4 protein-coding genes are annotated in these 12999 nt (G+C 64.4%); 3 read left to right on the top strand and 1 reads right to left on the bottom strand.

Annotation, left to right across the window (positions count from 1 at the left end):
* Positions 1-379: 379 nt before the first annotated feature.
* Positions 380-1132, bottom strand: coding sequence for a hypothetical protein (locus tag MJ797_RS21150; RefSeq protein WP_239339851.1), 753 nt, complete (start codon positions 1130-1132; stop codon positions 380-382).
* Positions 1133-1370: 238 nt separating this feature from the next.
* On the opposite strand from MJ797_RS21150, the gene MJ797_RS21145 reads away from it, so the two are divergent.
* From MJ797_RS21145 to MJ797_RS21135, 3 genes are all read left to right on the top strand, one after another.
* The gene (locus tag MJ797_RS21145) at positions 1371-9665 is read left to right on the top strand and encodes a hypothetical protein (protein ID WP_239339848.1); all 8295 of its coding nucleotides are present in this window, start codon (positions 1371-1373) and stop codon (positions 9663-9665) included.
* A 67-nt stretch (positions 9666-9732) separates the two neighbouring features.
* On the top strand, positions 9733-10854 hold the full coding sequence (locus MJ797_RS21140; RefSeq protein ID WP_239339845.1) for a hypothetical protein: 1122 nt from the start codon (positions 9733-9735) through the stop codon (positions 10852-10854).
* The coding region (locus MJ797_RS21135; RefSeq protein WP_239339838.1) for a hypothetical protein at positions 10851-12999 on the top strand (2149 nt) is incomplete at its 3' end. The genes MJ797_RS21140 and MJ797_RS21135, both read left to right, overlap by 4 nt.

The raw sequence follows: 12999 nt of genomic DNA, 5'->3' as shown, positions 1-12999 counted from the left end.
CGCCGATGAATGTCGCGCCGGTTCAGCCGGTGGTGGACAATGCTGGACTGGTGAATAGTGGGCCGGTGGATAACGCTGTGCCGGTGGCTGGTAGGCCGGTTCAGCCGGTGGTGAATAATGCTGCGCCGATGAATGCTGGGTTGGGGAACGGTGGTGGGCCGGTTCAGGTGGTGGTGGACAATGGTGGGCCGGTGAATGCTGGGTTGGGGAACGGTGGTGGGCCGGTTCAGGTGGTGATGAACAACGTTGTGCCAGTGCAGCCGTCGGTGATTTCGTCAGCTCCTCAGGCGAAAATGCCATTGTCGGCCAATCCAACGGCTGTCACGAGCTTGGTGAGCATAGGGACGCTTGCGTCGACCAAGCACAGCAACGCAGAGACTCAGCAACGCCCACAGCTAATCACCACAACGACTGAAGCGTCAAGCATGGCTATGCTCTCGTCATTTTTTCCAGCGGGAAATGGGGCGGGAATACGCAAAATTCCTGCTGGATGGTCGTTTACCGAGGTAAATGAGGATCCGGAGGTCTTCCGAGCCGCCCAGGGGTTGAAACTCTCCTCGAAGTGGATGGCGATCGTCGCCCACGGGACCGCGGATGGTATCAGGGCCGGCTCGGAGGTTCTCACCGCCACGCAGTTTGCTGATCTTGTTCGTGGGCTTCCGGACTGGAATAGCCGGCCTATCGTTCTGGTGTCCTGTTTTACTGGGTCGGGGACGATGGGGAGTTCGTTCGCGAGCCAGCTCCGTACTCTGCTCGGTGTTGATGTGGTGGCGCCGGAACACCGTGCGGTCATCACCACGGATGGTTTGGTCGTTTCTGGTGAGTATGGTTTTAGCGCGGGTACGCCGGCGATCGTTGAGACCGGTGACTGGGTTCTCCAGCCCGCCGATGGATCGATACCACAGCGCCTTGGCGGCGAACTGGTCGCTGGAATGTCCACGTTGAATATTGATGTTGCCGTCATGCCGGCGCCGGCATATGCGGTCGCGTTCCCCGGGCCGCGGGACGAGGAACAGAAAGACAACACGACCGTCAGCACGACTTCCTCTGTGACTGATTCGACACCAATGGCTACTGTCTCGACGTCAGTGACTACAAGTTCGGCATCGAGTAGCGCGACAGCGATGGTCACGCCTTCGTCCGTAGCCACGACTAGTGGAGGATCAGGGTTTGGAGAGGGCGGCGGGGAACATAGCGAATCATCGTCGTCGCAGTCGTTGTGGTCGATGTTGTCGGAATGGTGGTCAGGTCCGGGAGAAGAGCAGGGGCAGCCAGTCCAGCCACCGTCGGTGCTTTCGGAGCAGCCGTCGCAGTCGTTGTGGTCGATGATGCCATCGTGGTTGTCGGGTGCGGAAGAACAACGAGCGTCGGTGGTGGAAGAGCCGGTGGCGTCGTCGGTGCTTTCGGAGCAGCCGTCGCAGTCGTTGTGGTCGATGATGCCATCGTGGTTGTCGGGCGCGGGAGAACAACAAGCGTCGGTGGTGGAGGAGCCGGTGGAGCCGGTGGTGGTGGTGGAGCCGGTGGTGGTGGTGGAGCCGGTGGTGGTGGTGGAGGAGCCGGTGGAGCCGGTGGTGGTGGTGGAGCCGGTGGTGGAGGAGCCGGTGGTGGTGGAGAGGCCGGTGGAGTCGGTGGTAGTGAAGCCGGTGGAAAAGCCGGTGGCGTCGTCGGAGCAGCGGACATCGCTCCAGGAGAAACAGGATGATCGTGAGCTAGCGCTGTTGAAGGAGCGTATACAGGCGGAGCTGAAGCAGGGCGAGCCGGAACGGAAGACGTCGGCGGATCGGAAGCCGCCGAAGAAGCCATCGCGGCTGTCGTCGGTGCCGGAGGTGCCGGGCCAGGGAAAGAAGAAGCCGCCGGTGAAGACATCGTCGGCGGAGCTGATAGATGCGGTGCAGACTCAGGAGCCGAAGCCGTTGATGCGGTTCTCGCCGCTGCGGAACCCGTCATTGCCGTCGCTGCTGCAATCTCGGCCGAAGCCGCTATCACCGTCTTCGTCGGTGACGAAAACGTCGTCACCGACGAAGCGTCCGCCGGTGTCGGTGAAACAGTCGTCGGTGCCGGTGCTGCCGTCGGAGTCGCAGAAGGAACCATCTCCGGTGCATCCGCCGGCACGATTGGAGGTGGAGGGGCGGATCAGCGCGTCGGATACAGTGATCAGCCTGTATCCCGGGGAGTTGCTGCCCTGGAACGAGATCGAGGAGCAGCTGAAGCCGGAGTTTGGTGGTAGCTGGTCCCGGGTCGCCCCAGTACTGCAGCACTCGTTCAGCTTACCGGTGGTGAAAGCGCAGCTTTCCTCGGTATTACGCGGTGATACGTGGACCGTACCGGTCAATTATGCTGGATGGACTGGAACAATCACTCTTGACGCCAATTTGACCGATTTTGTCCACGATACAGACGTAGCCAAGTTCGAGTTCGAGACGGGCTCGGAGTCCCAGTCCGGGTCGCTGTCGTCCATGGATAGCCGCTGGCGGTTGATCGCGGGTTTTCCGGTTCGGGCGAAAACGCCGAAGGCTGACTATACGGTGACGCCTGGTGGTTTCTGGGATTGGCAGTCCGGTATGGCGGATGCGTCTGCCGGGCGGTCGATCAAAAAATCGAAGACGGTGGAGCCCGCGTCGATTTTCACCGCGCAGGCGAACATTGGTATCACGATTAATATCTCCCGCATGGCACATACTATCTCACCGAATCGACAGACCGTCGGGGTCGGGGTACGCGTCGCCGTGCCGCAGGCGGACACCTCGGCCGGGCAGGCGCCCAAGAGGCACTACCTGCCACCGACGCGGATCCAGCGCGATCAGCGGTTGGGATCGTCCGACGTTGTGTGGGATGTATATGAGCCAGCACCTGCTCCGAATACCGCCACCGCTGATTCTGATGCTGCCACGGAGAACGCTAAGACCGGTTGGTCGAAGCTCAGGGGGGAGGTTCTTAGCGGTACGGGCGCCCCCGCTGTCCCCGGTGTCGCGTCTGGCGGTGGTGGGATACGGGGGGTGCTGAACGCCCTGGACACGGGTGGGCAGGGGCAGGCTGCGTTCGGTGGCTCCTGGGCGAAGGTAAAGAAAGAACTCGCTGATCTCATCACGTTGGACCAGGTCCATCAGCACCTGCAGGCGATGATGTCGGGGCAGCCGCTGTCGTTCGACCTGAACTCGGTGCTGTCGGGCCGAGTGGAGATTACCGCTCGGGTGGTCGAGATGACGCATGTGCGTTCGACACCGCAGACCGAGTTCAATGTGGGCAGTGAGGTCCACAACAACACCAACGTGCGCTCAGTCCGGACCAACGCCGCGACCTTGGCCGGGCAGGGGGTGGTCACGAAGAACGCTCCGGACGATGGGACGATCACCGGAACGGGGCAACTCGCTCGTGACAACGTCACTATTCATGGTGAATCGTCGAAGACGGGTATGACGAACAAGACGAAGACCTTCGGGGAGGTTTTTGACGGGAAAGCCGAGCTGATTTTTCGCATGACCAACGAGTCGATCCCCGGCCAGTTGAAGACCGCGGTGGGTACCACCACTTTGGGTTTCCGTACGGTGCTGGAGGGTGCGGAGCTGGTGGCGGTGAAAACACCAACCCCGTGGATCGCATCGTCTGCTAATACCTCCGTTCCGGTTAATACCACCGTGCCGGCTACCGCAGCCCCGAGCAGTAAACCTGACTCGGTCATGTTGCCGCCGCGGCGGGTGTTCGGCCCGGGGCTGCTGGATACCGACGTGGTCCGCGACATGTATGGGATCGAGAACGTGCGTACCGCTTTGGATACCGCCGGTGAGCGGTTTTTCAAGAAAGCTGCGTGGTGGCAGCTGCGGGATACAGTGCTCGATGGATTCAGCCGCGACGAGTTGATCGGCAGGTTGTCGTCCATGACCCGGGGGCAGACGTTCAGCGGCCCGGATCTGGTGCAGCGTCTTCTCCCACCGGGTTCGATGGTGACCGCGACCGCGACCGTACACTCCATGCAGTTTCGCCGGGACCTGGCCACCGAGTTGTCTCCGCAGGGTGAGAAGACAACGTTTTCCTCCCAACGGCGGCTGGACTGGTCGACCAAGCAGATCGTCGGATCGGGCGGCCGAGAGAACGAGGCGAGTGAGACAGTCGGGGTGACCCAGACCGCCGGTGGCGGTTACCAGCATCTTGGCCGGCAAGGGCCGCGGCAGACCGCCAATGGCAAGGTCGTCAGCAACGCGAAGTTTCCGTTGAAGGTCGCGGTGTTCGACAGCGAGGTGGACCTGCATTTCACGTTTTCGACGAAACGTGGCGAGAAGCAGCTGGTGACGGTGCGGGTGCCGGTGGAGATCTCGATCCCGTCCGGTCAGGTCACAACGGTGACCGGTCCCTATACCGGCCCGGCAAAAATTACAGCCGGAGATTATCAGGGGATACTCGACGGGAACACGGTGATCCCGCCGACCGGATGGTTCACGAAGAACCCGGGCGATGAGAAGGCCGCGGCGATGGTCCCGCCGCAGCGGGCGCTGGACGGCCGGTTGGCGTCATCCGACATCGTGCTCGGATTCGGGCCAGATGACAGCGCGCTGCTCGACGGGATCCAGGGTGACCTTGAACCCGCGCTGGGAACCGCGGGCTGGTGGACTGCGAAAAAAGAGCTGTCCGCCCGGCTCGACCCGGCAATACTCAAATCGAACCTGGCTGCGTTGACCGGTGGGAAAACCATAGCGGTCAAGGTCTCCGGAAACGGCTGGTCGGGCAAGATCCGAGTCCGTGCGGAGATCGGTAACGATTTCACCTATCAGGAGACACTCGGGAAGACCGAGTTCGAAAACGGTGCGGAATCGGAGACCGGGATCGGTTTCTCAAGTGAGAGCCAGCATCGAGGGATTGTTACGACACCGCTGAAGATCAAAGCGCCGCATGTGTCGGCCGCCGTGACACCGGTCTTCAACAGCGACTGGAGCAGGAGCAACGTCACGCAGGCCGCCGGCCGTAGCATCACGAAGGGGAAGACCGTTGAGGACGGGGCGTTGTTCAAGGGCTCGGTCCACTTCCATGTTGATTTTGATCTGACTCGGTTGGGCCAACGTTTTCCGATCAGAAACAGGACGTTCGACGTCACCACCGCTGTGATCTTTCCGGAGCGTGACACCCAGATTCTCCAGGCCGACACCACCGTGGCACCCCGTATGCCGGACAAGTTGTTCGCTCCTCCGCTGCGGGTGACCCAGACGTTGCGACTGACCTCCTCGGACATCGTCCAGGACGTGTACAGCACGCGTCCCCCTGACCCGGTCAATCTCCATCAGCTGCCGGCACCGGGCCGGCCTCCAGGCGGAATGACCGATGTGTTGGCCTGGGTCGACGCCAAAGGCCGCGGCATCTTCGGTTCCCAGTGGCCCGCGGTGGTCAAGAAAATCACAACCGAAGTGAGTATGACCCGGCTGCACCAGGACTTCAAAACCATGATGGGTCAGCAACCGATCGTCGTGACGGTCCCCCGCGGTCGGGTTATGATCACCGCGTCGGTGCGGTCGATGACACACGTGAACAACACCACCCAGACCGAGTTCAACAGCGGATCAGAACGGTCGGTCACGAACGCCGCGTCCGATACCGGATCCGAAAGCGTCGTCGCGGCGAACACCTCCCGCAGTGGCGGGGCGACGGTGCAGGTCACTGGCAGTATTGACCCGACCGGCGCCAGCCCGGTCACAGCCCGGGTGGGTGTTGCGCTCACCGGTCTCATCGGCCGCGATGACCTCGGCGTACAACGGACCGCCTCGAAATCCGCCATGACCACGAAAACAAAGGTCCCTGGAGCGGCGTTCGACGGTATAGCGAACCTGCATTTCCGGATGGAGTACAACCCATATGTCGGCCCGAAGCGTACCGGTATCGATGTGGCGCAGGTGGGTTTTCGGGGACTGACCGAACAGGTCGAAGCCCGTTCGTCGGCGCAGACGACCTTTACCGACGCCTCCACCGAAACTCCGACCAACACGCCGACCAACCGGAAGATCGGACCAACAGGCTTCGACGCGCCCGCCCCGGACGACGCTCTGATCCCCCCGGCGCGGGTCTTCTCCGCCGAGCCGGATGGTGGCCTCCGTGACAGCGATGTCGTGCGCGGGCTGCCAGACACCGGAGGGTTGCACCAGCTGGTGGAGGTGACCGGGAAGAAGTTCTTCGGCCCGAAGAGCTGGAAGAAGATCGGCCCGATCGTACGAGCCACGACCAGTAACCCACGGTTGACCGCTCACCTGCCGGGTATGACCCGTGGGGAGACACTGTCCTCCCCCCCGTTGCGTAACACCATCGGTGTCTCTCACGCGTCAGTGACGGCCACTGCGGAGATCGTGGAACTGCGGTACATCCGTCAGGACAAGGGCGCCGAACTCAACCCGGTAAACGAGACCTCCACCCAGGCCTCTATGACCAGCCGGAATTTCTGGATCGCGGGTCTTCAGGGCCAGGCTGGCCCAGAAATTGACCTTGGCGAGAAAAACAGCATCACGGTGAGCGCGGCGCTCGGTTTTCAGTACCGCAACCGGCACGCGAGTGCCAAGATCGCTACTGGACGAGTGGTCGACAATGGTAAGTTCTCCACTCCGACCGCTATCTACGAGGGCTTCACAAAAATTACTTTTACGTTCCAGTCCGGTGACACAACCCGCACGGTTTTTGGCGTCGTGCCGGTCGAACTCGGTATCCCCGTCGCCGAGACTACCCCGGTCGGCTCAGGTTACGCTGGCCCAGCGATCTTCAAGCCGCCGGTGGTGACGTCGTCTCCGCAGTCTTCTCAGACATCGTTGGTGGGGCCGGGTAAGTCCCTCCCGTCGCTCCCCGCGGGCGCGTCGGTGCTTTCCGGGAAACAGCAGGGCAAGCTGGCGGCTCGGTACTCGTCGGGGCTGACATCGTCTCCGCAGTCTTCTCAGACATCGTTGGTGGGGCCGGGTAAGTCCCTCCCGTCGCTCCCCGCGGGCGCGTCGGTGCTTTCCGGGAAACAGCAGGGCAAGCTGCCGGCCCAGTCCGCGCAGTACACATCGGGCCTGGTACCGGAATCGAACGGACCGGAGTCATCCATAAATCCGTTCGGCTGGGATTCGCCGGCGCTGTCGGAGCCGACGTTGTTGCTCAAAAAAAGTAACGGGGACATTGGACTGACCCTGCCCGACGGCCGCTCAGCCCGGGTGATCGACGTGCCTAGCGATGGGGACTGTTTCTTCGCGGCGAAACAGCTCAGTGAGTCCTTCCAGCAGCTCGGGTTGCCGCCCAGCAACCCCACCAGCTCCGGGGGGACGCCTATCAGTTCGGCAGGGATCAGAGAGCAGCGCTTCAACGCCGGGATGAAATTTTACACCGACACCACCGGACAGGATTTTTATACCAACCGTGACCCGGTGCCGTTGTTGCTTCAGGACCTGTCAGATGCGGACCTGCGGACACTACTACCGAAGTTTGTCCCGAACGTGGACGGTATAATCAGCGGGCGGATCGGGCAGGACAAGATTCGGAATGAACTGCTCAACCGCGAAGCAGACGACCAGGCTCGCGAAAATCTGCGGGAACAGCTCAGCGAACTGAACCCGGAGCAACTCGCCGAGTTCATGGGCAACGCATTGCCGGGGTTCACCCCGACGGTGACCAGCGGCGATGTACAGGGCCGGCAGAAAACCCATCCTCAGGAGCGTGCCAACCTCGAGACCGCGGCCCGGCGGGAGGAACTGAACAAGCACCTCAGGAGAGATCCGGTACGGATTCTTCGCGATATCCAGACCCGTTACCGGCAGGGTAACAACCCAGGTATGACCGAGGCGGTCAAACTGTCCCTGAATTATTACAGCCAGCACGGTACGCTGCCTGACTCCATTAACCTTTTTGCCCACGCCGTCATGAACACCATATTGTGGAACACTCCCTTCGGTGACGAGGTCCCGCAGATCGTTGCCGGTGCGCTCGGTCAGAACATCGTCGTTCTCGAAAACGGTGTGCCACCGAACCCGTTGACCATCGATCAGGGCGAAGCTCTGTACGTACTCCGGGCTGGCCGGCACTACCTCGCGCTCCAGCCCGACAGCCCATCGCCTGTCATCCAGTCCACCAACACCACCAACAGCACCAACAGCATTACTGACACTGACCCGGGTGCCGCGCCCCGACAGGTACCGGCGGGTCTGGTAGTGCCACCGCCGCCCGGGAATGTCCACACCGCCGCGCACGACAGAGCTGCCGCCGCGGTACCACCAGTTCCTGGTCACACGATGATTTTCGGTCATACGGATCCGGCGACCGGTGACATCAGATGGGGTGATGAGCTCCTCAATCCGGCTCGGTTCGCTGACCGTATCCGGCAGGTCCCAGGCTGGAACGACCGCCAGCCAATCATTTTGGTGATCTGCGGCGGAGGGAAGACTTCCGGTCCCGACTCGTTCGCCAGCCGGCTGCGCGATGTTCTCGGGGTCGATGTCATCGCTTCATCCCGAGACGTCTGGCATCTGCCCGACGGGCGGATCGTGTGGGCGAACACCGCCTTCACCTCTACCGGGGTCCCCGCACCGATCCTCGTCCCCGACACCGCCAGCGACTCGGTCGGGTGGTCGCGCTACACCGCGGACGGCCAGCGCGTCGATCTGATCGGAAACGAGCTGAACACGGCGCTGACCAACGCCGGCGTCATCGGCATAACATCTACTGCCCCGATACTCGATCCGCCTTCCGCGGCACTCCGCTGGGGCGCCGGTACGGCTGTCTCCGGGCTGGTCCAACAGCTGCCAGCCGTTCCGACACCCGTGTATGCGAGCCTGCCGCCGATGTCGGAGGACGCTGTCGTCCACTGGGTACAGGCCGCGTCCGAGCATCCACTGACGGTCTCGAGCACGCTTCCGCAGACGCGTGACGGCACGACCGTCGTGCAGTTCCCGCCGGGTACAGGCCGGGACGCCTCCGCATTGCTGAACGCCGCTCCGGCGACGGTGACTGTCGCCGTCGTCGACCCGGCGGCCGAGGTTGACCTGGTGGTCAGCGACTGGCCGGAGCCTGGTTCGACGTTTGTGACGCTTCGTGATGGACGGGTGGACCCATCGGATCCCTCAACGGTTGCCGGTGCGTCGCGGAACGGTCGGAGCACTGGCGATACCAAGCCGGTGGACACTTCCCGGGGCGCCGACAACGCAAGATCTCGCTGGCAGTGGTCTGGTGACGGCATGCATACTGTCAGTGAAATGCTGAGATGGATGGGTGCCGCTCGAGCGGCGGAGCTGGTCCGTGAGGTGGAGCGGTTCGCGGCGGACGCTTCCGGCCGGGCGCTGCTGACGCCCAACGATCTGCTTGCCCTGGTAGTGCGGGGTCACAACGGCATCCACCGCACGACCGCCTATGCGAAGAAGCCTCCCGAGAGCCGGGTCAGGACATACCACGGATGGATGTACGCGGCGAACCTGTTCACCCCGGAGATGGCCGCCGCCATCCCGCCGGGCACCCGGATCGGCCTGCCGGGATTCGTGCGGGCTTCCGGGGACCCGGCCGTGATCGTCGGTGCGGCCGTCGGCCTGGCAATCTTCGGCACCGCGCTGGATGTCTCCGAAGCGAACGGCCAACCACCGGGGAGCACCTTGTTGATTATGCCTGGCCATTCCTACGCGGTGACCGAGGTAAGCCGTGACCTGTTGAACGCTGTGCGCGTCACCCTCGTGGAGTAGTGAGGACGTACCCAGGGATTCCCCGTGCGGGTCCGCGGCGACGGGTGAACAACAACGAGGAGAGTCCATGCCCACTAAATCCGATGAGTCCCGCTACCAGGTGACAGCCGCGCACGAGATGCTGTTGCGGCTCGCCGGCCGGGTACCCGACGATCTGCTGAGCCAGTGCCGGGCCTGGCTGGCAGCCGGCGCATATGGTGATATCGCCCGTAGCGTGGTGTTTGTCGCAATTATGCAAAAAATCGCGCTGAGCCATGAGGACATCGCAGTTCTTGCCGTATTGCTCGAAGCTGCCGGCGGATCGACTGAGACGCTCAGCGAAGTTGATGTCGTTGACGACGAGCCGCTGCTGCCATACACCTTCACCGCGGCAGTCCCGGGCGCGGATGCCCGGACGGCGGACGAGGTAGACCGCGTGGCGCTGGACACCGTCCGTTCGCAGCCGGGCGGGCTCGGCCTGTGGCGGGCGTGGCGGCATCCCGCCGACGGCTCGCCCTGGCCGCCACCGCGACGTGTCTACCTGGTAGAGGTCGAGGCCGGGTCGGACCTGCCGGCGCTGGCCGTCCGTGTCCAGCGAGACCTTGCCTTCGCCGGAGAGCAGGACGGACAGGTTGAGGTGTACCAGGCCGGCAGCGAACTGCCGGTCTACCATCGGCTCGCCCGCTCGTCCGCGGCGTTGCTGTGGGCAGCCGCACCAGAACGGGAGATCCGGGTGGCACGGGTATTCGACGAGGTCACCCCGGAGACCGGCCCTCGCTTCCACGCCGGCCATCCGCGCCTGCCAGACGCTGGCGAGCGGGGACGGATCCTCGGCTACCTGAGCGGTGGTACGCCGGTTCTGGTCACCGCGGCGCGGATGGACGATGTCGTCGATCCCACCAAAGCCGCGGTCGTTCCCATGACCTTCCGTACCGACGGCAGCTGGATCTGGACCGACAGCGTCGCCTACTACCTCCGGGAATATGAGCTCTCCCCGGAGGAGGACCTGTTGACCCACATCCGGCAGGCGCAGTATCGAGTGCCCACGGTTGACGGGCCCGCTATGCATCGGGTGCTGGCGGTACTCATGGAGCCCCCGGCCGACGAGGTGGCCTGGACCGTCGGCGACGTCCCCGGCAATGGTGACGATCTGTTGGACGGGGAAATAGACGATTACCCGGACGATTACCCGAGCGGAAGACGGACATGACGATCCTGTCGGCTCGGCGGCGGGGCCCGGACGCCCTGCCGGCAGTGTCAGGGCCGTGGGCGCGGTCCGGACACCCAGCGGCTCCTACCGGGGATGGCTCCACCTGGCCGGTGTGGGACGGGGTGCGCGCGCGTGCTGTAGGGGCAGGCATCCTGGTGCAGGGTGACGGAACGAAGTCACTGTTCACCGAGGGACTGATCGAGGCGTTCCTGCGGAGACTGCCGCCGGAACCCGCGTGGATACCCGTGATTGTCAATCTCTCGGTCCGGTTCAGTTCGGCGGATCTGGCGGACCTCGTCACCGCGGCGGTCGGCCCGCTCCTCTCCAACGGGGTGGCGGGGATCCGCCTGGTGCTGTCGGGCGCTGGCATATCGGACCCGGGCTCGCCGGCCAGGCTGCTCGCGCGCCGGCTCGGTATCGATGTGGCGGCCGCGGACGGCTCGATCCTGCTGGTCGGCCAGAGCCTGCTGTACGTGGACGCCTGCCGCCATCGTTATCGCGGCCGGGGCGGCTGGCGCCGCTTCCATCCGGACGGGTCCACCGCACCGCTGGTCGCGCTTCGCTATCCGGCACCGCCGTGGGAGTACGACCTGCCGGCCGGCACGATAACGCTGCCGTCCGGGAACATCGTTGAGTCGATCCCGGCCGGGATCTGGATGCACGGGCCGCGGCTGGGCCTCGGTCTGCTCTCCGACCCCGTCTTCGGTATCACGCCGAGGGATGAGCGGATCTTGTTGGTCGTCGGCGGCCCGGACTCGGTCGTACCCGAGCAGGGCGAGGTAAAGGAGATCATCGGGCTGTTGCCCGAGGGTTTGCGGGACCTCGTCGTTCAGGTTGGGTACGACCAGGCCAGCGTGGCGCCGCAGGCCTACTCTGTCGCGATCCGCCGCCCAGCCGGGCTCACCGCCACGGTGGCGGCTCCGGCTGCTCCGCCGAGTGCCCCGATGCCTGCGGCAGCGGTTCCAGCGGCGCCCGTGCCCGTCCCGATGGTGCCGGAGGTAGTTCGAGCCGCGCCGCCGCACCCTCCACCGGTCGCGGTTGTGGCCGCTGGGACGCCGGTTGCGGCAGCGGTGCCGGCAGTGGCCGCGGCAGCGGTGCCGACGGTGGATGACGTCCTCGTCGTCTGCGAGCCGGCGCAACCTGAGCAGTGGTGGTCCGTTGACTCCGATTTTTACTCGGTGATCACCCAATATGACCCGGATACTGCCGCGTTCGGAGCCGCGGGTGCTCGGCTTGACCCGGCTGGGCTCGTCGAACTCGTGGTTCAGCGGGAGGCCCTCGGCGCGCGTCCGCTCCTGCTCGTCACCAATAACACTCCGGCGGGCTGGGTGGTGCAAGTGCTCGCTGACGGGCTCGGCGTGCCGGTCGTGGCCGGCCCGCGGCCACGGGGCCGATGGTGGGCGGTATGGCCGAGACGCGTTGGTCAGGACATCCCGACCGTGCGGACCATAGCGGACCGCTACCCGTTCGACGCCGCGGCCAAGGCGGCCCTTACCACGGCACCGCAGTGCGCTACGGGCACGATGCCCACGGTTCCGACCGGACGGCCACCAATCACCCCATCGGACTGTTCACAGAGCGGTGTGCTTTTCGCCGCGGACGCCAGCGACACAGGCGTGGCAGAGCTGGCTGAGCGGTACCGCGTATGGTGCCGGTCCGCCCGACCGGAGTGGTTCGGTATTGTGATCGACCGTGCCCCGGCAGGCTCCGCCGCTGCCTTCCGGGTCGGCGACCAGAGCCTCAACTCCTGGGCCTTGGCCTTGGCGCTGGCAGCTGTCCGGGATCAGTGGGATGGCAGGGAGCTGGTGTTGCTGTCGGACCCGCCGACGGCGGGGACCGGCCCGCAGGCCCGGCTGCTTGCGTCACATCTCGGGGTCCGCGTCACCGTTGCCGACCGACCGCTGTGGACGTGGGGCCGGCAACTGATCTCCGCGGATCTGGCCTTCCGCGGCCGGCCGGACCAACCGGAGCGCGGGATCGGGCGGCCGCGGTTTGCCGGGCAACCGGATGGACGGTGGTGGCGCTACGAACCCACACTCACCGGGCACCGATTGACCCAGCCTGCTGAGACCGCCTTCCCCGGTGTCGAACCGCGGCAGCCCCGCAGCCTCGCCGAGGATCAGCGGCGGAGCGAGGAGATGCCGA

The organism is Protofrankia sp. CiP3, assembly GCF_917627345.1.
Lineage (GTDB): Bacteria > Actinomycetota > Actinomycetes > Frankiales > Frankiaceae > Protofrankia.
The sequence above is the reverse complement of the archived record's forward strand: the minus strand, read 5'-3'. Positions and strand labels throughout refer to the sequence as shown.

Excerpts from the sequence above, each read along its gene's own strand:
- MJ797_RS21140 (WP_239339845.1), top strand. The coding sequence starts at position 9,733 with ATGCCCACTAAATCCGATGAGTCCCGCTACCAGGTGACAGCCGCGCAC.